The sequence below is a fragment of the Paenibacillus sp. Mc5Re-14 genome, assembly GCF_001049835.1.
Lineage (GTDB): Bacteria > Bacillota > Bacilli > Paenibacillales > Paenibacillaceae > Paenibacillus > Paenibacillus polymyxa_C.
Genome location: NZ_CVPD01000001.1, coordinates 192961 through 217937, shown reverse-complemented (window position 1 = coordinate 217937; position 24977 = coordinate 192961). Strand labels below are relative to the sequence as shown.

Genomic DNA, 24977 nt, shown 5'->3' with positions numbered 1-24977 from the left:
AAGTATGTCATTGTCGCAGGAAAGTGGCTCCAAGCAAGCGCAGGCCGTCAAAACGATGACGGTTTTCGCAATTACTTGGCCGATCTTCATAGAAATGCTGTTTCATATTTTGATGGGTAGCGTGGATACATTCATGCTGAGCCATGTTTCAGATGAGGTTGTATCGGCTGTCGGTGTATCCAGACAGTTGATTGAATTTACGATTATACTCTTCAATCTGCTTGGTCTTGGAGTAGGTGTGATCATTGCTCAGTTATTGGGTGCGCAAAAGCATGTGGACGCAAGCCGTGTTACCGCATCGGCACTAACCTTTAATCTGGTATTTGGCCTGGCGCTAAGTTTGATGTTTATCGTAAGCCGGGATTTTTTATTATCCTTCTACCATATTACTCCGACAATCAAGGAAAATGCAGAAATCTATATGATGCTGGCAGGGGGTTCGCTGTTTCTGGAAGCCCTTATGCTAACCGCAGGGCCGGTCATTCGCTCGCATGGTTTTACCAAAGATACGATGATCGTAGGCATCGGCATGAATATATTGCATGTTGCGGGGAATGCATTGCTCATATACGGCTGGTTTGGTCTGCCACAAATGGGAGTGGCGGGAGCAGCGATTTCAACGGTTATTAGCCGCGTCGTAGCATGTGTGTGGATTTTTATCCTGCTGTACAAACGTATAAGTGCGCCGATTCGTATCCAATATTATGTACAGCTTCAATGGAGCAAGCTGGTGGCGATCCTCAAAATTGGTATTCCTGCCGGGCTGGAATGGCTTTCTTATCAGCTTAGTCAAATGATGGTGACCCGATTTGTCAGCTTTATGGGTACAACAGCGATTGCAACTCACTTCTATACGAATACGATTGTGTATTTTTTTATGGTATTTGGAATGGCCGTCGGCGAGGGAACCGAAATTATTGTGGCTCGCCTGATTGGAGCTGGAGACAAGGAAAAAGCATATCATCAACTTTTACGTAGCCTGAAATGGTCACTAGTCATTACGATTGCTGTGATCGTGGCTGTATCCTTTTTCCGATATGAAGTGATGGCAATCTTTACGGATGAGCCAGCGATCATTCAATTAGGGGCAGCGATTTTGTTGTTCTGTATATTGCTAGAGCCGGGCCGTGTGTTTAACCACGTGGTCATTAACTCCTTGCGAGCAGCAGGAGATGTTCAGTTCCCGTTAATGATGGCCATCATTTCAATGTGGGGGATTAAAATCCCGTTAGCATATGTGCTAGGCATTCATATGGGATATGGTGTACTGGGTGTGTGGATTGCACATGCATGCGATGAATGGGTACGAGGTATTTTTCACTATTTACGCTGGAAAGGCCGGAAATGGCAACACAAATCGCTGTTATCAAAGGCTGAGTTACAAGCGGAATCAGCATAAAGCTCATAGAGATACTAGAGCAGACATTTTCCAATTGAATTGGTTGATGTCTGTATTTTTTTGCAAAAATAAGAAAATTGGGATGTTCAAACTTTTCAAAAATTGCTAGAATATAGTAACCTCGAACACAGTAGAGGTTTTCAAAGTTTCAAAGACGGATGGTTTCCGATTGAATCCATGAAGGAGGGAATAAGATGGAACGTAAAGTGCATATCATTCCTTACCAAGTGATCAAGCAGGAGCAACAAGTGAATGAAATACCGCGAGGGGTGGAGCTGATCCAGGCTCCTGCGGTATGGAACCAGACTCGAGGCCGAGGAGTAAAGGTAGCGGTGCTGGACACGGGCTGTGATTCGGACCATCCGGATCTGAAGGCGCGCATTATTGGTGGCCGCAATTTCACGGATGATGATGAAGGTGATCCGGAAATTTTCAAGGATTACAACGGTCACGGTACACATGTGGCAGGAACCATTGCGGCAGCGGAAAATGAGGATGGTGTCGTAGGTGTCGCCCCGGAGGCGGATTTGCTCATCATCAAAGTGCTAAACAAGCAGGGTTCCGGTCAATATGACTGGATTATCCAAGGTATCTATTATGCGATTGAGCAAAAGGCAGACATCATCTCGATGTCGCTTGGCGGCCCTGAGGATGTGCCTGAACTTCATGAAGCAGTAAAAAAGGCTGTAGCCAGCCAAATCCTGGTCATCTGTGCAGCTGGAAATGAAGGAGACGGTGACGATAGAACGGACGAGCTCGGCTACCCCGGCTGCTACAATGAAGTAATCAGCGTAGGTGCTATCAACTTTGACAGACATGCCTCAGAATTCAGTAATTCTAATAATGAGGTGGATTTGGTTGCACCAGGAGAAGATATTTTGTCCACCGTTCCGGGCGGAAAATATGCGACCTTTAGCGGAACTTCGATGGCTACTCCGCACGTAGCAGGTGCATTGGCGTTGATTAAGCAGCTGGCAAATGCAAGCTTTGAGCGTGAACTCACCGAACCGGAATTATACGCCCAACTCATCAAACGCACGATTCCACTCGGCAATTCTCCTAAGCTTGAGGGCAACGGACTGCTGTACTTGACAGCAGTGGAGGAGCTTTCCCGTATTTTCGACACGCAACGCGTAGCGGGAATATTGAGTACAGAATCATTGAAGGTTAAATAAGTCGTAACAACGGATTATAGCGACTCTCCTAAGCGGAGAGTCTTTTTGTGCGCTTCATATATTTGGCACACCTCCATTTACATCGCATTCATATGTCGGGTAACATGTATTTTAAGGAAATAGTAAAGAATAAAAAGTGGGGAATTAGCATGGATCATATGATTGAAAAAGCCAGCCAGCTAAGACATACAGGACAGGCCAAGGAAGCGCGTAAGCTTCTATTAGAGGCGCTGGAGCAGGAGCCTAAAGATGCGGAGCTATGGTATCAGACAGCCTGGACGCATGACTCATTGGGCTTGGAGAGGGAGGCGGTTCCCTTTTATGAAAAAAGTCTAGGTATGGCACTATCCGCAGAATCCAGGAAAGGAGCCATCCTGGGATTAAGCAGTACATATCGTGTACTGGGAGAATACCACAAAGCCAAAGCGTGGCTGGAAACCGGGATAAACGAATTTTCGGACTACAGACCGTTTCGGGTATTTTACGCTATGGTGTTATATAATCTGGAAGAATACGGGAAGGCCATGGAGGGGCTGCTCATGGAGTTAGCTGAAACGACCGCTGACATATCCATACAGGAGTACTCCCGTGCCATTCAATATTATGCAGATAAGTTGGACCAGATCGAGGAGTAAGTAGACCGGAGTAAGAGCATAAGGGGCATTGTCTATAAGCATTTCCTACATAAAAAGATCACAGTCAGAGAGCAGGAAGCCTCTTTATCTGACTGTGATCTTTTGCTTTTTATTGTCTAGCTAGGCCGTATCTTAATGAGCTATGCTGCGATTATTGCGCACCCTCGGTGACAGCAATTTCTTTCTCCAAGTCTACTCTGGACAAATTAGCCTTCAAATAATCTGGTGTATCGGGCAGCACAAGATGTAGATTGGATTTTTGGCAAATGCGAATTGTGCACTTGTCGACAACAAAATCAAAAACATGCCCGCCTCCAGTGCGTTCATCATTGATAAAATGGAGATGAAATCCGGCTACTCCAATCCCTTGGGCATAAGCAGGTGTCCAAAAGCCTGTGATCACGCCGGAAGCGTCATTAAAAGTAAAGGTAGGCTGTGACTTGGTTGCTTCGATAAAAGGTTTGTAAGGCTTCACTTGATGAGGCACGGTACGTGTCTTTACTTCACGAAAAGTGCCATCCATACGGAATGCATAGAACAGATTCCGGCTTGGAAACAGCTTTAGCAGCAGAGCTTCCAGCTCTTCACGGTGCATGGGATGATCAACAGTATATGTGAAATCTTCGCGGAAAAAGGTGACGGTGGAAAACGGAGTGGTTTCTTCCGGTTTTACGCGATGGGCCGTACCGTCTGGAAGCAAGTGATAAAATTCACCATCGAACGCGATCATCTCGCCATTCAGTTGATCAAAGGTACCGAGTCCAAAATCCCCGTGCTTTTGCAGCTCCTCAAAGGCAACAACTCCGTCATAAAGACCATCTAATAAAGCAAGCATGGTGGACGTTTGGTAAATATCATGATCAGTTTCTTGCTTGGTTTCCAGTTCTGCAACGGTCATGGAAATACACTTCCTTATTATAATTGTATGCATTTATTTTCGTTCTTTTTCAATAATAAACGTAAAATTTCAGTAAATAACATAAAAAACTCAAAAAAATCATTAAAAAAACCTCAAACTCTCTAATTGTCACAAAGCCGTCACGAGTGATCCGTAGTCAAGACTAGTTTAATTGGTTTGGCAGCAGCTTGCGTCCCAACTGGACATTATCCTGATAGTCAATCGGGATATCAACGACCACAGGACCCTCCGTAAGAAGTGCCTGCTGCAATACGCTTTCCAGTTCTTCAGGAGAGTGCACGCGTAATCCGGTAGCCCCAAAACTTTCTGCATATTTGACAACATCGACATCTCCAAATTTTACGCCAGACGTTCTGCCGTATTTAATCTGCTGTTGAAAGGCAACCATGTCATAGGTACCATCTCTCCATACGATATGCACAAGCGGAGAGTTAAGGCGTACAGCGGTTTCCAGCTCCATGGATGAAAAAAGGAAACCTCCGTCTCCAGAAATAGAAACGACTTTTTGACCAGGATTGACGAGTGTAGCAGCAATCCCCCAAGGCAGTGCTACGCCCAATGTCTGCATTCCGTTGCTGAATAGCAGGCGCCGCGGTTCATACGAACGGAAATAACGTGCCATCCAAATGTAGTGTGAACCGACATCACAGGTGACTGTGACGTTATCATCAATCAGGCTGCGAAGTGTGCGAATAAATTGCAATGGATGAATCAGGAAATCATGCTTGTGGGCTGGAACAGCTGCTTGCTCGTTCAGATCATGGCGTAGACGATTCAATTGGTCGCAGGAGGATTTAGGTAGCTTTAAGGTAGGTAGCTCTTCTGCGAGGCCACTCACAATCAGGCCTATGTTCCCGATTAATTCGTAGTCTGGTTGATAATCATGATCAATATCGGCTTGATGGTCATCCAGATGAATGAGTGTTCGGTTTGCCGGAATGTTCCAGTTTTTTGGATCGTATTCGATAGGATCATAGCCAATCGTCAGTACCAAATCTGCGGCTCCAAGAAGCATATCACCCGGTTGATTTTGGAACAGCCCCACTCTTCCAAAATAGTGGTCTTCCAGTTCACGGGAGATGGCTCCAGCGGCCTGGAAGGTTTCGACAACAGGCAGATCTGTATCTCGAATAAGAGCACGGATAGCTGCGGTGGCTTCAGGCGTGCTGGCTTTCATACCGAGAAGAAGTACGGGCAGCTTAGCTTTTCTGATTTGGTCTGCGACTTGTTTGATGAGCGCGGCAGGGGCGGTTCCAAGTTGGGGAAGGGAAACCTTCTCAATGGCTGTTACTTCGGATGACGAAGTCAACACGTCCTGTGGCAGGCTGACGAATGTGGCTCCAGGCTGGGCTGAGGTCGCAATCCGAAATGCATTAGCAATTGCTTCGGGTACATTATCGGGGTGTTCTACTTCAACACTGTACTTGGTGATGGGTTCGAATAGTCCGGCATTATCCATAGATTGATGTGTGCGTTTCAAGCGTTCGGATCTTGGGACTGCACCCGCAATGGCGACGACAGGATCACTTTCTGCATTCGCGGTGACAAGTCCTGTCGCCAAGTTAGACGCGCCTGGACCTGAGGTAACAATGCATACGCCCGGTTTACCGGTTAATCGACCGACCGCCGCTGCCATAAAGGCGGCATTTTGTTCATGACGACATACGATCAATTCGGGCCCCCGATCTTGAAGAACATCAAAAACAGAATCAATTTTGGCACCTGGAATGCCAAAAATATGGGTAACCCCTTGCTTGATCAAGCAATCGACAACAAGATCGGCTCCTTTTGTATCGGATATAGTTTTAGTTTCAACAGCTTGCACTTTTGTACTCAATGCTACCACCTCTTCTTCTTCGTCTGTGAAATAAATTAATGAAATACTTTCAATGTAAATCAATGGATGTATATTGCAATTATAATACAATAACTGGTATTTTCAAGAAAGAAATTTTCAGAAAAAAGAAGAAAATCATATAAAACGTTTTCAAAGTTTGATTTATCGCGGAAATTAAAATTTGTGGAATTTTCTTGTGGTTTCGGTTATCGAGAAGGGTTAAGAACAGATCTCCCCAAAGGGGGGATGTCATTTTTATCCGCTCACATGATAAAAATCACTTTCCTCTACAAAGGATAGCGGTTACAATGTAATTGTTGTTAACGTAAACATTAAATTTAAGGTGAAGTAAACCAGTATGACATGATGTACAGGTATCTTATTATAGCTGTATTGACCTGTACAAATCATATGGATTTTTTACTGCTATGGACAATGTAATTGTTAAAAGGAAAGTAGTGTCTCGGGCATTTTTGTTAACGTTAACAAATGGCTAAGAAACATGATTATAGAAGGGATGAGAAAGTAATGACCAAAACGTTTTTAGACGAAAACTTTTTGTTGAGCAATCCAACGGCTGAAACCTTGTATCATCAGTATGCCAAGGATATGCCGATTATTGACTATCATTGTCATTTAAGTCCACAAGAAATTTATGAAAATAAAAAATTCAAGAATATTACGGAAGCTTGGTTGTACGGTGATCATTACAAGTGGAGACTTATGCGGGCCAATGGGGTCGAGGAGCGATTGATCACGGGTGATGGTGAAGATTATGACAAGTTTCTGGCTTGGGCTAAAACTGTTCCTACATTGATCGGTAACCCGCTGTACCATTGGACGCATTTGGAGCTTCAACGCTTTTTTGATGTCTATGAGTTGCTGAATGAACAGAACGCACCTGTGGTCTGGGAAAAGGTAAACCAAAAGCTGCAAGGACCAGGCTATGGGGCACGTGATTTGATTGTGAACTCAAAGGTAACTGTGGTGTGCACCACGGATGATCCGACCGACCATCTCGAATACCACAAACAAATTAGCAAGCTGACCGATTTCCCAGTAGCTGTGTTGCCAAGTTTCCGCCCCGACAAAGCTTTGGAAATTAATCGTGAAACCTTCCAGCCATGGGTGGCTCGATTGGGTGAAGTCAGCGGATTGGATGTTTCCGGGTTTGAAGGATTTTTGAATGCGCTGGCAAGCCGGGTGCGCCATTTTCATGCTGCCGGAGGTCGGGTATCTGATCATGCGCTGGATACTGTAGTTTTTGAAGAAACAACACCGGAGGAAGCAGCAGCCATATTTAGCAAGGCGCTGGAGGAAGGCCATGTGACTCCTTTGGAAGAGGCGAAATATAAGTCGTACGTTCTGGTCTTCCTTGGCAAACAGTATGCAGAACACGGCTGGGCGATGCAGTACCATATTCATGCGCTGCGTAACAACAACACTGCGATGTTCCGTCGATTGGGACCGGATACAGGCTATGATGCTGTAAATGATGGCTCCCTCGCTCGTCCACTGGCAGCATTGCTGGACGCACAGGAACTGGCAGGAGGATTGCCGAGAACCATTTTGTATTCGCTTAATTCGGTTGACTATCCAGTATTGGCAAGTCTCGCAGGCAGTTTCCAATCCGGCGGTACAGTAGGGAAAATCCAGTTTGGTACCGCATGGTGGTTTAACGACCATATCGAAGGCATGCAGGAGCAGATGAAGCTGCTGGCTAATTACGGAGTGCTGTCCCGCTTTATTGGCATGCTGACGGATTCCCGCAGCTTTCTATCCTACACACGTCATGAATATTTCCGCCGTATCCTTTGCGATTTAATCGGAACGTGGGTTCAGGAAGGCAAGGCCCCTGAGGATCTGGAACTGCTCGGAGCCATGGTACAAAATATTTGCTACAATAACGCCGAGCAATATTTTAACTTCCCAACGGTTGTTCATAGTAAGTGATGCTACTCTCTAAAGTGAGAACTCACTAACTTCAGAGAAAAGGAGCTCTTGCTAGGAGCTTGTACCAAACTCCCGGCAAGAGCCATTGAAAAACAAAGTAGATATCAATGAATATGTGAAAATAATTACAAGCATAGAGGAGTGTGTAGGTATGGGAGTGCCTATTGTGCAGGAGAGCGTCCAAACTGACAGCAAGACAGGTGAGCATATTAGCCTGAAAGAAAAGATTTCGTATGGTATGGGTGACTTTGGAAACGGATTCATGTTTGATTTGGGGCAGCTGTATTTGCTGAAATTTTTTACGGATGTAGCAGGGGTCTCTGCTGGAGCCGCCGCAGGCATTTTCTTGGTCAGCAAGCTGTTTGCCGCCGTCTGTGATCCTATTGTCGGGTCCTTTGTTGATTATCGCAAACATATCGGTACACGTGGAAAATTTAGACCTTTTCTTATCGTTGGAAGCGTTATCCTTGCAATTCTTACGATTCTTACCTTTATTTCGCCGAATATTTCACCCACAGGCAAACTCATTTACGCCTACGCGTCCTATATGATCTGGGGGATCGGCTACTCTATTGTTAATATTCCATACGGCTCGCTGGGTGCTGCCATTACGCAGGATACTCAGCAACGTGCTTCGTTGTCATCTTTCCGTCAGGCAGGATCACTAGGCGCATTATTCGTAACCAGTGTCGTGGTCATGCCGCTTATTTTATTGTTTCCTAACCATCATGTCGGCTATCCGGTGGTCATGGGGATTATGTCATTCATTGGTGTGATCGCTTTCATCATATGTTACCGTGGAACGAAAGAACGTATCATTAGCCAGTCCGGGCCAAAAGAGAAGTTATCTTTAGGCGTGATTGTGCATACCTTTACGAATAATAAACCCTTGCTGGTACTCGTTTTAATGACGATTTTCACCATTTCCGCTTACAATATCAAGTCCGCATTGTTGATCTATTTTGCCGAATATAATTTGGGGCATGTAGAATTAATGGCGTATATGAATTTTATTATTATCGGTTCGTCGCTGCTGGGTGTATTGTTCCTGCCCAAACTGGTACGGCGCTTTGGTAAACGAAAAACAGCCATCTTGGGAATGCTGGTTAGCGTCATAGCCGATTCCATTAATTTTTTGATGCCTTCCAACGTATATATTTTCACAATTCTGGCGAGTATTTCGTTCATTGGTATTAGTATTCCCAACGGGGTTACCTGGGCATTTGTGTCCGATATTATTGATTACGGCGAATGGTCATCCGGGGAGCGTAAGGAAGGGATTACCTATTCACTATTTAACTTTTCACGTAAATTGGCTCAATCGTTGTCTGGCTTTCTATCGGGTATTGGACTGGCGCTTGTCGGGTATGTACCGAATGTGGTTCAATCCTCTGGAACGCTGCTTGGAATCAAAGCCTTGCTTTGTCTTTATCCGGCTGTTGCCTTGGCTTTGGCCATGCTGGTAATCGGTAAAATGTACAAGCTGACGGACAGCAGACATGCAGAAATGGTTCAAGAATTACAGCGTCGACATGCGGACAACCGCGTATAATTTGTGAAAGTCTTCTTTTCCGGGCGGCTCCTGTGGTATGGTGGGTATATAATTTTTTTAGAGCCTCACTAAGGAAAGGATACGTATATGGCAGCTACTATTAAAGACATTGCCAAACTGGCTAATGTTTCCCATACAACCGTCTCCCGGGCGCTCAATAACAGCCCGCTGATTAAAGAAGATACGAAACGCAAAATTATGGAGTTGGCAGAGCAACTCAATTACATTCCAAATTACAATGCTAAAAGCCTGGTTCTCCAGCGCTCGCATACGATCGGCCTGTTTTTCACCAGTATTTCTGAAGGCACCAGCTCTAGCTTTTTTGCGGATACCATCCGTGGAGTTAATAACGTCATCGGGGTGGATTACAATCTGTTTGTGCGAGGAATTGACGATTACGTTGATTTTTCTGCTATTCATCGCAAGCGTTTTGATGGCATCATTCTGATGAGCCAAAGCGAAGCGGACAACCCTTTTATTTATCATGTACTAGGTCAAGGCATCCCGCTAGTTGTACTGAACCGGCAGGTGTCCGGAGCCGGGATTGTAAATGTGATTTCTAATGATAAGGAAGGCTCCTATGAAGCTGTTTCCTTTCTCATTGAAAGCGGGCATGAACGCATTGCGATCATCGAGGGGGTAGAAGGCTTCAAATCGACCCAGCAACGCCGCGAGGGTTTCATGAATGCATTAATTGATCGTGGTAAGCCAATCCGGCACGAATATATCGTGCAGGGTCACTATGATACTGAAAGCGGAAGTCTGGCAATGAAGCAGTTGCTTGCCTTGAAAGAACCACCGACAGCGGTGTTTTGCTCTAACGATGATATGGCTATTGGTGCGATGAATGCGGTATTTGAAAACGGCTTGAAAGTACCAGAGGATATCTCTGTCATTGGTTTTGACGATATTGGTTTCTCGATGTATACGACTCCACCATTAACGACGGTCAAAAGACCGATTGAGCAGATTAGCGAGCGCGGAGCCGCTTGCATTCTGGAACGAATTCAGTCACCGTCCAATGAGGGCGAGCTTATATTTATGGAAACCGCGCTCATGAAGCGGAAATCGACGGCAGACAGACCACGCTGAGTTTTATTATGTAAAAGAGGCAGGAACAATGCTCAAGCACTGTTCCTGCCTCTTTTTTGTTAAAATGAGCACTGCTTCGTCATGTATTTAACGAAAGAGATTGGTTTTAGCCAGTTCAACAATCTCGTCTCCGCGTCCGTTCAGCACGGCTTTCATCATCCACAGTGTAAAGCCCTCTGCTTGCTTAAGATTAATTTTAGGTGGCATGGACAGCTCCTGACGGTTCACCACCACATCTACCACAACAGGGCCGTCATGAGCCAATGCTTGCTGAATGACATCCTCCAGCATCGTAGGATCTTCAACCCGAATGCCCTTGAGTCCCATGGCTTGCGCTACAGCACCAAAATCAGGGTTAACCAGTTCAGTCCCGTTTTCCAGAAATCCGGCTGCTTTCATTTCCAACTCGACAAAGCCAAGAGCGCCATTGTTGAAAACAATAACTTTTACAGGCAATTGATGCTGTTTTAGGGTGAGCAGGTCGCCCATCAGCATCGTAAGTCCTCCATCGCCTGAGAGGGCAATCACCTGTCGGTCAGGCTCAGTGGCCTGCGCACCGATTGCCTGCGGCAGTGCATTTGCCATCGTACCATGATTGAAGGAACCGAGAAGTCGGCGCTGACCGTTCATTTGTAAATAACGCGCTGCCCATACTGTGGGAGTACCGACATCACAAGTGAAAATAGCATTTTCCTCGGCGGTATCACTGATAACTTTGGCGAGATATTGCGGATGGATCGGCATATGACCTGGCTTACCAACCGCCAGATCGTCCAGCTCCTGGCGTACCTTGGCATAATGAGAGACGGTTTTTTCCAAATGCCTGGAATCATGCTCTGACGTTAAATGAGGAAGCAGCATTTCCAACGTTGCTTTTACATCTCCGCATAAACCATACGTCAACGGAGTGCGTCTGCCGAGATGGGACGGCTCTATATCTACCTGTAGAACAATCGCATCTTCAGGATAAAATTGTCTATAAGGAAAGTCTGTTCCAAGCATGAGCAGAACGTCACAATCCATCAAGGCATGGTACCCGGAAGAATACCCGATCAGTCCCGTCAATCCAGCATAATAAGGGTTATTATATTCCAGATATTCCTTGCCTCGCAGAGCGGATACCATGGGAGACTTAAGCTTGTTGCACAGCTGCATAAGCAAGTCGTGAGATTGGGCACAGCCAGCGCCGCATAGCAACGTAATTCGTTTACCGTTATTCAAATATTCGGCTAGCCGGGAAATTTCAGAAGCGGACGGATGGACGACAGGTGCTGTGGGGTGATAGACATGTTCAGGGGTGGGCACTTTTTCCGCTTCCAAAGCTGCTACATCACCGGGAAGAACAATGACGGAAACACCTGAACGTGAAACTGCCTCCTGAATAGCCATGGTCACTGTTCTTGGAATTTGACGCGGTGTCGTAATTACCTCACAAAAGTGACTGCATTCTCCAAAAAGATGCTCGGGGTGCGTAGCCTGAAAATATTCACTTCCGATTTCATCACTTGGAATATGAGCCGCAATAGCGAGTACAGGCACCCGATTACGGTGGCAATCATATAAACCATTAATCAGATGCAGATTTCCGGGGCCGCTACTACCGGCACATACGGGCAATACTGCCACTAAGATTAGCATCTGCTCCGGCTGCAAAGGCAGCCACTTCTTCGTGCCTTACATGAATCCATTCAATTTGACCATTGCTGCGAATGGAATCAACCATATTATTTAATGAATCTCCAACGATGCCATAGATTCGCTTGACCCCTGCATTGACCAAAACTTGTACAATAGTATCCGCGATTGTCTTCATAGATTCTCCTCCTGCCTAGTAAGTAGTGTTATCCTGCCCGTGCTTTCTTGCGTCTATTCTGCTGAAATATATATGAACAAGGTCTCGGGAGAGGGTGATAGTTAGCCTTAACCGCCTTGGAACAGGTACGAAACAACACATGAAGGACAATATACTTGCAGATTTTTATATAAACGTTTATGTTAACGTGTTCATATTATTGTCATTATTATTTTTTAAAACTAAAAATATTGATAAAACTATTTTGTTAACGTGTGCATTATGATAAAATAACGGTGAAATCATTATGGTACTAGTGGGAGGCTACTCCGAATGAAACAAGTAGATGAATTAGACCAATTAAACAGAAAAAGCTTTATCATTACAGAACCGCATCCCGAGAGGGTACTACAATTCGGGGAAGGGAACTTCCTGCGTGCTTTTGTAGACTGGCAATTTGACAAAATGAATAAGCTGGCAGAATGGAATACAGGGGTTGTGATTGTACAACCGCAGCCAGGAGGTCTTGTGGAGAAACTTAACGTGCAGGATGGTCTTTATACGGTTATCCTTGAAGGAATTAAGGATGGGCAGGCCATGAAGGAGCATACCGTTGTGGAGTGTGTCACCCGTGGAATTAATCCTTACGGTCCGGAATTTTTGGAGTATGAAGCGTTATCCCAAAAGCCAGAACTGCGCTTTATTGTTTCGAACACGACGGAAGCAGGAATCGCTTATGCACCTGAGGATCAATTGGAAGATCGCCCGCAAAAAAGCTTTCCAGGCAAGCTGACCGCCTTTCTGTACAAGCGCTTTCAATTTTTTGAGGGCGATCAAAGCAAGGGACTGGTCATTATTCCGTGCGAACTCATCGACCGTAATGGAGACGCTCTCAAGGAAATCGTGCTGAAATATGCGAACCAATGGGAGCTTGGGGCTGAGTTTATTGCATGGATAGAGGAAGCAAATACGTTCTGCAACAGTTTGGTGGATCGGATTGTACCTGGTTATCCCAAAGACCGGATTCATGAAATCCAAGCGGAATTGGGTTACAAGGACGATTTGGTTGTTGTGGGCGAACAGTATCATTTATGGGTTATTGAAGGGCCACAGTGGCTTAAAGAAGAATTACCTGCTCATTTGGCCGGATTGAATGTACTGATTGTCGATGATATGGCACCATATCGTACACGAAAGGTGCGCATTTTGAATGGGGCCCATACGGCGCTTACACCTGTAGCCTATTTATATGGCCTGGATACGGTAGGGCAAGCGGTCGAGCATGATGTTATGGGCGAATATATCCAGTCGTTGATTCGAGAGGAAATTATTCCGACACTGGACTCGCCAGCAGCGGAATTGAATGTATATGCCGACGATGTGATTGAACGGTTCCGTAATCCCTATGTAAGTCATTATCTCATGAGCATCGCATTGAATTCGGTGTCCAAGTTCAAGACACGGAACTTGCCATCCTTGCTCCAGTATGTGGCACAGCACAAGGCGTTGCCTGCCAAAATCGTATTTTCGCTGGCGTCCTTACTCGTATTCTACCGGGGAGACAGAAATGGCGAGTCGATTGCATTGGCAGACGAAGCGGAAGTATTGAGCACATTTGGCGAACTGTGGAGTACCTATGATGGAACTCTCGCCGGAGCGAAGCAATTGACTGAGCAGGTACTCAGCAAACAGACATGGTGGGGGCAAGATCTGAATCAGGTCGAAGGGCTGGCTGAACAAACAGCGCAGCACGTGTATGAAATTACAAGCAGAGGAATGAAGGAGACGCTCGATTCTCTAACCGGGAACAGCGTACCCGGAGCATAAGCAAGGAGGAGACCGGAATGCTGGAATTCATTCAAATTCATGATCAAGATAACGTGGCTGTCGCTTTGCGTGATTACAAGCAGGGAGAAACGCTGGCATGGGGAGCACAAAAAGAACAATGCGTGGAGCTGGCCGAGGATGTAGCGCGTGGGCACAAAATTGCGCTACAGGACATACCTGAAGGTGGGCATGTCCTGAAATACGGATATCCCATCGGTCATGCCATTCAGCCCATTCAGGCAGGTCAGCATGTGCATACGCATAATACGAAAACGAATCTGACAGGTGTGGAGGAATATACTTACAAGCCTAAGCCAGCTCCTCATATATATGAACAGGAGAGTCGGACGTTCCAAGGATTTCGGCGAAAGGACGGTCGTGTAGGGATTCGCAATGAGTTGTGGATTGTGCCGACGGTCGGCTGTGTGAATGGAATTGCCGAACTCATTTTAAATCGTTTTAAGCAGGAAGTGGGAGATATCTCACCTTTTGAAAATGCACTTGTGCTCAAGCATAACTATGGATGCTCTCAATTGGGCGACGACCATGCACATACGCGCACGATTTTGATTGATGCCGTGAAACACGCAAACGCGGGTGGCGTTCTGGTACTTGGTTTGGGCTGTGAGAACAATGAAATGAAAGAATTCAAAGAAGCCATCGGTGAATACGACTCGGAGCGGGTGAAGTTTTTGCTTTCCCAGGAGGTGTCGGATGAAGTGGAGGAAGGGGTAAAGCTGCTCCATGAAATATTTGCGGCCGTGCAAGAAGATCGACGGGAGCCTGTACCTTTGTCTGAGCTGAACATCGGCTTGAAATGCGGTGGATCTGACGGCCTGTCGGGTATTACTGCCAATCCACTGCTTGGGCGTCTGTCGGATTATATGGCAGCACAGGGTGGAACGACCGTACTGACGGAGGTGCCCGAAATGTTCGGCGCGGAGACGATTTTAATGGAACGCGCTGCCGATGAGCAAGTATTTGATAAGATCGTACATTTGATTAACGATTTTAAACAATATTTTCTGGATTATAAGCAGCCAGTATACGAAAATCCGTCACCAGGCAATAAAGCAGGGGGCATCACGACACTGGAGGATAAATCACTGGGCTGTACGCAAAAATCCGGGTCTTCCACGGTCACCGATGTCATTCAGTACGGGGAGCGTCTCAAGACCAAGGGACTTAATCTGCTCAGTGCGCCGGGGAATGATCTGGTTGCTTCTTCAGCTCTTGCTGCAGCGGGCTGTCAGCTCGTCATATTCACAACCGGGCGTGGCACGCCTTTTGGCTCCTTCGTTCCGACGATGAAGGTGTCGACCAACTCGCCGTTATATAAGGCTAAACCTCACTGGATTGACTATAACGCTGGTTCACTGGTGGAGGATGTCAGTATGGAAGAGGCGCTACGCAACTTTGTCGATTACATTATCGATGTAGCCAGCGGAACCTGGGTGAATAATGAGAAAAACAATTTCAGGGAGCTTGCTATTTTCAAAAATGGCGTTACGTTGTAAAGGGGTTGTAACCTAAAGGAGGCGGATGGATCCGCTTCCTTTTTTGTGTTTGAATACTTCTAAATACGCTGTTAAACTTACTGCAAAATATGCTATATGGATATTCGCATCAGGGGGAAATACAGTGCAACATAAAATTATTGCTTATCGGGAAGAAAATCATGATCAACTCGTAGATATTTGGCATCGGGCAGTACGCCAAACGCACACATTTTTGTCTGAAGAAGACATTCAATTTTACCATCACATCATAAGTAACGGCGCTTTAAGAGAACTTGAAGTTTGGATGGAGTGTACGGTACTTCAGGAGCCGATAGGGTTTATCGGGCTGGACGGGCAGAAAATAGAAATGCTATTTGTCGACCCTGAATGGCACGGACAGGGCACAGGCAGCCGACTCATCCAGCATGCTGAAAAAATAAAAGGGACGCACCTCAAAGTGGATGTGAATGAGCAAAACGAGAAGGCGCATGCTTTCTACAGACATTACGGCTTTGTACCAACAGGACGATCTGCGCTGGATGGATCAGGCCGGGCATTCCCTTTGCTTCATATGGAACTGAACAAATGAATGCTCTATAGGCATCCACATTTTGAAAATTGGAATATATTATAATTTCCTTGCTACATGTCTGATTTTATGATATAACTTAATTACGTAATAAATACGTAATTAAGTTATTTTAGTTGGAATATAGATCATGTTTTGTTTGATGAGTACAAAAGTCGGACAAGGAGGTGGGGAGGGTGGATGATCTTGTTCACTCCGACATCACAGATCTAGACACACTTGTTAACATGATTAAGCTGTCTTTTTCATTTATGGATGGTACCAATATGATCGCTTTATGCGACCAGCTGTATTCCCATGTCAACCACAAGTATCAGGAGTTGCAGCTCTACAAAGCGTGCAAGAAACCTATACAACCCATACATACCAAACGGCCGTTAGTCTACTACTACGGCTACAGTCATCTTATGAAAGGCATGGCCTTCCAAAAACAAGGCAAGTATGAGGCCGCTCGAGATTGCATTGAAAAATATGCAGAGTTGGGCTGGTTTAATGGTCTCGATCCGTATGGAGAAGCAGAAGTGGAATATTATCGCCATGCTGCAAGAGCCAATTTATATGCTCTTGATATTTTATCGGGTCGTTCCGAGGTATTGCAGGAATACGTTCAATTTCTTCGTGACAATCCAGAAGAACTGTTACCGGGGCTTCTTTCCATTGTTGAGGGAGCGGCCAGACACGACTATCCTTTAGAGCGTGTGCTTGAATCATTTGCCGAACAAATTGAAGATTTCAAATATTTTGAAGAGCCTGTGAATGTATCCTATTATTTTCGCTTCTGCTATCAGCTGGCTCTTTATTATATAAAGCTGCGACAGTTTACGGTTGCGTTGGGCTATATTCTGCAATCTCTCAAGCTGTCCGATACCCTGGGTATGGAACATGAGCATGAGTTTAGAAAATGTACTGCTATATTTGAGATTTTCAGATCCCAAGCTACAGCAACACAGCAAGACCAATATATAACGATTCTAAAAGGAGTGTTAAAGGATGAAAAAATTGATTTCACGACCGCTATCGCTCAGTCTGTTTAGTTTGCTGGTGTTTGTTACTAGTCATGATCTCATCACTGTGTTTTATCATGGAGCCAATCATTAATAAGGGAAAATGGTAGAAAATTAGTTGTTTTAATTAACCCAATAGCAAGTAAGCTCATTAAGATCAGGGCTTGCTTGCTATTGGTTTTTTTTGCGAGGAATAATTAGGCAGTGGTAGGCTTGTGCAACAAACTTTGTTCTAATGGATGTAATGAAATCCTTGTCTGTTGGTAAACGGGGAATGTTTCTTCCGTACTGTATGATCCAATCTTTAACGCTGCGTCCAGTGCCCGTAGCAAGGAGCCCACGAATTGCTCTGGCGAAAAGTAAATACTTTTCCCGACCATATGAATGTGATGCTCGTTATGGTCACGGTTGCTTACAGACAGCAATAAACCTTGACCCTGAAAACCCGTACCGATTGCACGTATTTTGTTTATACTCGATAGCAGCATTTCCGTTTTCAGCGCACGTCCTTGTTCCTCTACAAACACAGATATCAGCCGTTTGTCTGTAACGATAACAATTTGGTTGCCCTGAAACGTATGGCTAAGGTGCAGGAAATCTTTATACACTCCAATAGTCTGTTCATGCGGAGAAACAATCCCCATTCGTACAAACTCATCCAACTCTGTGACGTCAGGCTCCTGATGATTTTTAATTCGTTTTTTGATACTAAACTGGATGGTCAAGATCCCCAAGATAGCTATAAGAAAAGCACTAAGACGGACGTGATATACAAAGAACATTAGGACGATAAAGGCGCCGAGTATCCATTGTCCCCAAGTCAAATAACGCAGCTTTTGCTGTGCCGTACGGCGATAATAACCGTATCCCTTTCCCGGTTGATACTCTTTATTAAACTTCGTCATACCACGCATCATGGTTAATCCATAGATTGATAAGACTGTCATTGCGAGTCCCAGGAGCGCCATAAACCATTCCTCAGCTGCAATGCCAACTAAAGTACACAGGCCAAACATGATGAGCCCTGCCCAGCAGGCAAACCTTTTTATCCGAACCTGTTTCTGAATCGAACGAACCAATTCTTCCATTCTTAATCCTCCTGATCTAGGTCATAGGTAATGATTGGAATTCCATATAGTCTTATCGTACCATCTGATAGTCTTTTTTGTGAATTAATAGATATAGAAAATCCAAAGTCTGGAAGAAACTTTTTACGTATTGTCCTATCTCCACCTGAACTTTAGACACCAAAATCAAAAAATCAAGTACTACTCATTAGAAGCAAAAGCCCCTAAAATAATAAATGTAAGTGCTTACATTATAGAGAAGGGAGGTCTTCTGTATGAGTACAGGATGGAAAAATCCACAACCACAACCACAACCACAACCACAACCATCGGTTCGATCGGGGAGATGGACGTCACTAGCCCGCAGATGGGGGGGGCAAAAACATCTGCAGACCATGGCACTACTTGGAGTGGTATGGATGATTATTTTCCATTACATTCCGATGTACGGCATTTTGATTGCTTTTAAACATTTTGACATTATTGGTACTATATCAAGCGCACCATGGGCGGGGTTAGAGCATTTTCGCGCCTTCTTGGAGGATGATAACTTCTGGTATATTGTCAAAAATACACTGGGCATTAGTCTGCTCAAGCTGGCGATCGGGTTCCCGTTACCTATTGTATTTGCTCTGTTTCTGAATGAAATCCGGTCTACGCGGTTCAAAAAATCCATTCAGACCATTTCGTATCTTCCTCACTTTCTATCATGGGTCATTCTTGGCGGGATTTTAACCACGTGGCTAGCAGATACCGGATTGATCAATCAACTGTTACTAGCTTGGGGCTGGATCGACCAGCCGATTAGTTATTTAGCGGAGCCGGGCTATTTTTGGACTATCGTCGTCAGTTCGGATATTTGGAAGGAGCTTGGATGGTCAGCCATTATCTATTTGGCAGCAATGGCGGGCGTATCTACGGACATGTACGAAGCGGCCACCATTGATGGAGCAGGACGGTTTCAGAAAATGTGGTATGTCACACTTCCTGCGATCAAGGGCACAATATCCATTTTGTTTATTTTAGCGGTCAGCGGCATATTGAACTCTAACTTTGATCAAATTCTTGTCCTGCGTAACTCGCTGAATGAAAGTGCAAGTAATGTAGTTGATATTTATGTATATCAAGTGGGCATTCAGCAGGGACGTTTTTCGTATTCTACTGCGGTAGGATTGCTGAAATCGGTTCTTGCTCTCATTTTGCTGCTGATAGCCAATTCTGTAACCAAACGGATGAATAATACCTCTCTATTTTGAAGGAGGACGGATGTATGCAGCTATTGCGACGCAGAACCGCAGGCGAAGCGATATTCGATTTATTTAACAACGTTTTTATGCTGGTCATTTGTTTTGTAACGTTATATCCCGTGTGGTATGTGCTGGTGAACTCCTTTAACGAAGGGGCAGACGCAATGCGAGGCGGCATTTACTGGTGGCCGAGACTCTTTAGTCTCAGCAGCTATCAGGCTGTATTTGCCAACAGCGGCATTATGACTGCGATGGGAGTAACGGTCGCCAAGACGCTAATCGGCACGATTGTGCATGTGTTTTTTACCGCCATGATTGCATATGCATATTCCCGTAGAGAGCTGATCGGGCGCAAGCTGTATATGCTGATCGGCACCATTACCCTGTTTTTCGGTGGGGGTTTGATTCCAACGTATTTGCTGATTCGTGATCTCGGGCTACTGGACAGCTTTTGGGTGTACATTATTCCTGCGATGTTCAGCTTTTTCGACCTTATTATTTTTATGGCTTTTTTTCGGGAACTGCCGGATGCACTGGAGGAAGCGGCGAAAATAGACGGAGCCAACGATTTCGGCATCTTTTGCCGGATTGTGCTTCCTGTATCCATGCCAGTAGTAGCGACAATTGCCTTGTTTCATGGGGTGTACCAGTGGAACGATTATTTTACAGGAATGATCTATATCAATAATACGGATCTTCAGCCGATTCAGACGTATTTGTACCGGGTTGTTGCCCAATCCAGCTCTAATCAAATGATGTCTGCCGCACCCGGGATTGTCGCCCAGTCCGTTACTTCACAATCGATCAAGCTGGCGACGATGGTCATAACGACTTTGCCGATTGTGCTGGTATACCCATTCCTGCAAAAATATTTTGTCAAAGGGCTAATGATTGGCTCGGTTAAGGGCTAGCACATCATCTAAGGGGGAGATTTATGATGAACATTCGTAAATGGCAAAAGGGGCTGTTGGCTGTTGTTCTGCTGGTAGGACCGCTCGTGGGATGTACGTCCGGTGGCAATGGCGCTGCCGCGGAATTGAAAGATGAGAAGACAAAGGCTACGGCAGATGCGCCGGGCTGGAAGGCGGATACAGAGCCGATAACGTTTGACTGGTATTTGAATTTTTCCTGGTTCCCGAACAAGTGGGGGACGGATATGACTTCGAAGTATGTGACGCAAAAGACTGGAGTCAGTGTTAATTTTATCGTACCCGCAGGAAATGAAAATGAAAAACTGAATACCATGCTCGCCTCGGGCAAACTGCCTGATTTTGTCACGCTCAGTTGGGGAGAAGATGCAATCAAAAAAATGATCGAGGGCAAGATGGTGCTCCCACTTAACAAGTTGGCCGAGAAATATGATCCATATCTGATTAAAGTGGCAGACCCAGCTAAAATGTCATGGTATCGTCAAACAGACGGAAATGTATATGGGTATCCTAACGCGTCCTCTTCACCGCAGGATTACCAAAAATACGGCCAAAATTTTGTCTCCAATCAAACGTTTATGGTTCGTAAGGATATGTACGAGGCGATTGGCAAGCCGGATATGAGAACACCGGAAGGATTTTTGAAAGCGCTTCAAAAGGCGAAAGAGAAATTTCCGGAGGTGAACGGTCAGCCGCTGATCCCGATAGGGTTCCACGAATTTACGGATAACGGAAATTATTCTTTTGAAGACTATTTACTTAACTTTCTTGCCATTCCTCACGAGAAGGGCGGAAAACTGTATGACCGTCGTTCGGACGAAGAGTACATTCGCTGGCTCAAAACATTCCGCCAAGCCAATGAGCAGGGCCTGATCGCCAAGGACGTATTTATCGACAAACGTCCGCAAATGGAAGAAAAGGTGGCACAGGGACGGTATTTTGCCATGCTATATCAGCGGTCTGATTTTGCTACACAACAGGTGACATTGCATGCGAAAGATCCCAACTCCGTCTACATTGCAGTGGATGGACCTTCCAACAGTAAGCTGGATCCGCCGACGCTGGCCGGGCCAGGCATTTCCGGATGGACAGTGACACTTATTTCGAAGGATGTGAAAGACAAGGAGCGGGCTATTGAATTTCTGACTTATCTGATTAGTGAGGAAGGGAACCGTGATCTGTATCTGGGGGAGCAGGGAAAGTTGTGGGACACAGTTAACGGTAAGCCAGCCTTCAAGCCAGAGGTACTGGAGCTGCTGAACAAGGATCGCTCTGCTTTTGACAAAAAGTATGGCGCCTCCTCCACCTTCTGGATGCTGATGGATACAAATATGAGTTTGCAGTGGGCGCCGCCCAGCGTCGAGCCGTATAAGCAGCCGGAAGATTGGACGAAAGGCAAGACCCACAGCTTCTCCCAATATGAAAATATCAAACCGACCGGAACCTCGGCAGAAGGCATTGCGTCAGGCCAGATAGACAAAATTTGGGGCAAGGCATTACCGAAGCTGTTGCTGGCTTCCTCGGATGAGGAGTTCGATCAGCTGTTTGCCCGCTTTTTGGAAGACCGCAAAAAAGCAGGCTATGACAAGGTATTGGCTTATCAGCAAAAAGCCTATGAGGAAAACATCAAAAAAATGGAACAGTTCACGAAATGATCTCGTTCAATACTTTATTTATTGAATGCTAAGGATGTGATTTCATGTCAGGCCGTGTACGTTCACAGATGAAGAGCCTGCTGCGCCGTCACATATGGCAGTGGCTGACGGATACGGCCGATCAGCTAGGCGGTTGCTCTCTTCAAGTCAAGCTCATTGTCGCTTATATCGGAGTCATTTTAATCCCGGTTGTAGTGTTCTCGCTTTATACCTTTCATCAATTGTACGAGAACACCATGCACGACATTACCGTACAAAATCAGTATGTACTCGATACAGAACTGGCCCAAATTCACAGTAATATGGAAATTATGGAGCGGACCGCACAGCTTGCGATTTCAGATCGCAACGTACTTCATTATCTAACCGAGGAACGTGAAATAAGCAGCGATGAGCTGGTTCAATTTAACTTAAATGTGTTTCCCAATTTACAGCACTTGCTCTACAGCAATCCCAACATTGAGAATATCCGGCTGTATACAAATAATCCCCAGGCCCATGAAATATGGCCCATGATTTTCAATGAATCACGCCTGCCTAAAACTTCCTGGCTGACAACAGCTCAACATCAGCAAGGAAGAATATGGTGGGATATATACAAGGGACCTAAGAGCTTATTGCAGGGGCAAGCAGGGCAGGAAAATGAAGCGGTACAGTATATGGCATTGCTGCGTGAAATTCAGGCAAGCGGAGGAAGACACGCAGGTTTGGTGGAAACCAATATGAGGCTAGAGCTCTTTTCGCCTAGAGTATTTGGTACCCCACCACGTGATTATGCATGGCAAATGTTCATTCTAAACGCCGAGGATTCCATTCCAAACGGTGGAAAATTAGTGTCTTCTGCCGATATAGCTACAGCTTCCATTCAACCTGATCCCATTCCGATCCCTCTGTCCCATGTGCACCATCTGTTACAGTCCCGCGTTCAGGGACAGGGTGGTGCTTTTGACTTTACCTATGGGAATAAGCCTTATCTTGGTTTGTACCGTTATATAGAAGGGCTGGATGCCTATCTGCTAAATATAGTGGCGCTGGATGGTCCGCTGAGTGACCTCCGTCACAAACGCAATGCCATGCTACTCATTATTTGTATATTGATATTGTTAATGTCCGTCATTTCTTATACTTTGCACGCTCTTATTCTCAAGCAGCTGCATACACTGCGTGAATCTATGAAAAGAGTACAGCAGGAGGGCGACTTTCAGCTTACAATCCCGGTATATGGGCGGGGAGAAGTCGCGGAGCTGGCTCTATATTTTCGCAGTTTGCTAAGTCGGATTAACGTGCTCATTGCTGAGGCTGTACAGAAGCAGGCCGCTGCTCAGGAGGCAGAATTGCAAGGACTCAAGCATCAGATTGATTCCCATTTTCTATATAATACATTGGAAAATTTAAAAATGATGGCGGAGATGGAACGACAATATCCGCTGTCAGATGCTCTCACTTCCCTGGGTTCGATGATGCGCTATAATCTTCAATGGTCCCGGCCGTGTGTTGCGTTGCGCGATGAAATTCGTCATATTCAGCATTATGTGGCCATTATGAACATTCGCCATGACAACCAAATTGGGCTGGACATCCGCCTGTCGTCAATGTTTATGGAACTGGAAATGCTGAAAATGTCGCTGCAGCCTATAGTCGAAAATGCAATAAAGCACGGTTGGAGTACATTGCGAAGACCATTCCTCATCACCATTGAAGCCTACTCCAAGCAGGATATCGTTGAATTGCGTATACAGGATAACGGAGTGGGGATATCTGAAGAAAGAAAGAATGCCATTATGGCTGGTCTGATGCATTCGGATATGGATTCCTACGAGCCCGGAATGCATGGAGGGATCGGCTTGTATAATGTGCATCGCCGTTTGAGTATGCAGTATGGCGTAGGTTATGGCATTAAACTGGACAGCATTCCCGGCCAATCGACGACAGTAACCCTGATTTTGCCTAGACGTCATATCACGAGGGGGGAGGACCATGACGACCAAGCTGTTGATTGCGGATGACGAAAAGAACATTCGAATGGGGCTTCAAGCCATGATCGAACGGGAATATTCCGGTCTCTATGAATGCGTGCTGGTTAAGGACGGAAAGGAAGCCTGGCAGCATGTAATGGAGTTTTCACCCGAGTTGGTGATAACGGATATCCGTATGCCGGTTATGGATGGAATTATGCTGATGCAGCATATTCGCAAGCTAAAGCCAAGAGACAGACCTTTGGTGATCATTCTCAGTGGATATGACGAGTTCCAATATGCGCGCGAAGCGATTCGCTGCGGAGCACGGGAGTATTTGCTGAAGCCGATCGTGAGGGAGGAGCTGTTCGGTGCGCTAGCAGTTTTGAACGAAGAGTTGCAGCAACGGAACTCTCTACTAAACGATCGTGTTGATAGCGGGGAGATAGATAGACAGCCTGGCAGAACGGACGTTGCTAGTGCGATTGCTGATAGAAGCGGCAGCATGACGCGAGCAATCCAGTACATCCATGCTCATTTCAGCGAGGATTTGAACATGGCGGTAGTATCCAATTCAGTATCCTTGAATTATACGTATTTTAGTCAGGCATTCAAAGCCTATACAGGTCTTAGCTTTGTTCAATATTTAAAAAGGCTGCGCATTGCAGAAGCCAAAAAGCTGCTGGGGCGTCAGGAGGGCAGGATTTATGAAATTGCGGCTACTGTGGGCTTTGACAATGCCAAGCATTTTAACAAGGTGTTCCGTGAACTGGAAGGGATGTCTCCGCAGCAGTTTCGATTGAAGAATCTAGGGGGTAATTGAAAGTGAGGATGGAGAAAACTTCACTGCC

The 24977-nt window shown here is 45.6% G+C and carries 18 protein-coding genes and 1 pseudogene; 15 read left to right on the top strand and 4 right to left on the bottom strand.

Features of this window, described 5'->3' with window-relative positions:
- Window positions 1-4: 4 nt before the first annotated feature.
- The 3 genes from BN1546_RS00785 (at window position 5) to BN1546_RS00775 (ending at window position 3209) form a co-directional block, all read left to right on the top strand.
- Window positions 5-1399, top strand: coding sequence for an MATE family efflux transporter (locus BN1546_RS00785; RefSeq protein ID WP_090735365.1), 1395 nt, complete (start codon window positions 5-7; stop codon window positions 1397-1399).
- Window positions 1400-1593: 194 nt separating this feature from the next.
- Entirely contained in the window at window positions 1594-2574 is a 981-nt protein-coding gene (locus BN1546_RS00780; RefSeq protein ID WP_058710482.1) for a S8 family peptidase, read from the top strand.
- A gap of 149 nt (window positions 2575-2723) precedes the next feature.
- The gene (locus BN1546_RS00775; RefSeq protein WP_090739116.1) at window positions 2724-3209 is read left to right on the top strand and encodes a tetratricopeptide repeat protein; all 486 of its coding nucleotides are present in this window, start codon (window positions 2724-2726) and stop codon (window positions 3207-3209) included.
- 151 nt (window positions 3210-3360) lie between these two features.
- Here the strand turns inward: BN1546_RS00775 and budA are convergent, their stop codons facing one another.
- Together budA and alsS are read right to left on the bottom strand one after the other, a co-directional pair.
- Window positions 3361-4107: an acetolactate decarboxylase gene (budA, locus tag BN1546_RS00770; protein WP_040101506.1), complete on the bottom strand. Its 747-nt coding sequence runs from the start codon at window positions 4105-4107 to the stop codon at window positions 3361-3363.
- Between the two features lie 163 nt (window positions 4108-4270).
- Window positions 4271-5974, bottom strand: a complete 1704-nt coding sequence (alsS, locus tag BN1546_RS00765; protein WP_176702359.1) for an acetolactate synthase AlsS — start codon at window positions 5972-5974, stop codon at window positions 4271-4273.
- Window positions 5975-6493: 519 nt separating this feature from the next.
- On the opposite strand from alsS, the gene uxaC reads away from it, so the two are divergent.
- From uxaC to BN1546_RS00750, 3 genes are all read left to right on the top strand, one after another.
- The gene (gene uxaC, locus BN1546_RS00760) at window positions 6494-7918 is read left to right on the top strand and encodes a glucuronate isomerase (RefSeq protein WP_058829546.1); all 1425 of its coding nucleotides are present in this window, start codon (window positions 6494-6496) and stop codon (window positions 7916-7918) included.
- A gap of 151 nt (window positions 7919-8069) precedes the next feature.
- Complete coding sequence (locus BN1546_RS00755; protein ID WP_058829547.1) at window positions 8070-9470, top strand: glycoside-pentoside-hexuronide (GPH):cation symporter; 1401 nt, start codon at window positions 8070-8072, stop codon at window positions 9468-9470.
- An 87-nt stretch (window positions 9471-9557) separates the two neighbouring features.
- A complete protein-coding gene (locus tag BN1546_RS00750; protein WP_058829548.1) occupies window positions 9558-10562 on the top strand; it encodes a LacI family DNA-binding transcriptional regulator in 1005 nt (334 codons plus the stop codon).
- An 87-nt stretch (window positions 10563-10649) separates the two neighbouring features.
- On the opposite strand, the pseudogene poxB reads toward BN1546_RS00750, so the two are convergent.
- A pseudogene (gene poxB / locus BN1546_RS00745) lies at window positions 10650-12375 on the bottom strand (ubiquinone-dependent pyruvate dehydrogenase).
- A 312-nt stretch (window positions 12376-12687) separates the two neighbouring features.
- On the opposite strand from poxB, the gene BN1546_RS00740 reads away from it, so the two are divergent.
- The 4 genes from BN1546_RS00740 to BN1546_RS00725 all read left to right on the top strand — a co-directional run bounded on the left by BN1546_RS00740 (window position 12688) and on the right by BN1546_RS00725 (window position 17303).
- Entirely contained in the window at window positions 12688-14181 is a 1494-nt protein-coding gene (locus BN1546_RS00740) for a tagaturonate reductase (protein ID WP_090735360.1), read from the top strand.
- 17 nt (window positions 14182-14198) lie between these two features.
- Window positions 14199-15698 carry a UxaA family hydrolase gene (locus BN1546_RS00735; RefSeq protein ID WP_013370866.1) on the top strand — a complete coding sequence of 500 codons (1500 nt, stop codon included), beginning with the start codon at window positions 14199-14201 and terminating at the stop codon, window positions 15696-15698.
- 124 nt (window positions 15699-15822) lie between these two features.
- Window positions 15823-16269, top strand: coding sequence for a GNAT family N-acetyltransferase (locus BN1546_RS00730; protein ID WP_058710476.1), 447 nt, complete (start codon window positions 15823-15825; stop codon window positions 16267-16269).
- A gap of 176 nt (window positions 16270-16445) precedes the next feature.
- Window positions 16446-17303 (top strand): DNA-binding protein, encoded by an 858-nt coding sequence (locus tag BN1546_RS00725; protein ID WP_090735357.1) that lies wholly within the window; start codon window positions 16446-16448, stop codon window positions 17301-17303.
- A 167-nt stretch (window positions 17304-17470) separates the two neighbouring features.
- Here BN1546_RS00725 and BN1546_RS00720 read toward each other — a convergent pair whose 3' ends face one another.
- Window positions 17471-18361 carry a hypothetical protein gene (locus BN1546_RS00720; protein ID WP_090735353.1) on the bottom strand — a complete coding sequence of 297 codons (891 nt, stop codon included), beginning with the start codon at window positions 18359-18361 and terminating at the stop codon, window positions 17471-17473.
- 254 nt (window positions 18362-18615) lie between these two features.
- Between BN1546_RS00720 and BN1546_RS00715 the strand changes: the two genes are divergently transcribed.
- From BN1546_RS00715 to BN1546_RS00695, 5 genes are read left to right on the top strand one after another with little or no spacing between them, the layout of a single operon-like run.
- Window positions 18616-19596 (top strand): ABC transporter permease, encoded by a 981-nt coding sequence (locus BN1546_RS00715; RefSeq protein ID WP_025679031.1) that lies wholly within the window; start codon window positions 18616-18618, stop codon window positions 19594-19596.
- Between the two features lie 14 nt (window positions 19597-19610).
- The gene (locus tag BN1546_RS00710) at window positions 19611-20498 is read left to right on the top strand and encodes a carbohydrate ABC transporter permease (protein WP_013370871.1); all 888 of its coding nucleotides are present in this window, start codon (window positions 19611-19613) and stop codon (window positions 20496-20498) included.
- Window positions 20499-20524: 26 nt separating this feature from the next.
- The gene (locus BN1546_RS00705) at window positions 20525-22171 is read left to right on the top strand and encodes a type 2 periplasmic-binding domain-containing protein (RefSeq protein ID WP_090739115.1); all 1647 of its coding nucleotides are present in this window, start codon (window positions 20525-20527) and stop codon (window positions 22169-22171) included.
- A 44-nt stretch (window positions 22172-22215) separates the two neighbouring features.
- A complete protein-coding gene (locus tag BN1546_RS00700; RefSeq protein WP_025679040.1) occupies window positions 22216-24177 on the top strand; it encodes a sensor histidine kinase in 1962 nt (653 codons plus the stop codon).
- Window positions 24149-24949, top strand: coding sequence for a response regulator transcription factor (locus BN1546_RS00695; RefSeq protein WP_090735351.1), 801 nt, complete (start codon window positions 24149-24151; stop codon window positions 24947-24949). Before BN1546_RS00700 ends, BN1546_RS00695 begins: the two co-directional genes overlap by 29 nt.
- Window positions 24950-24977: the final 28 nt, after the last annotated feature.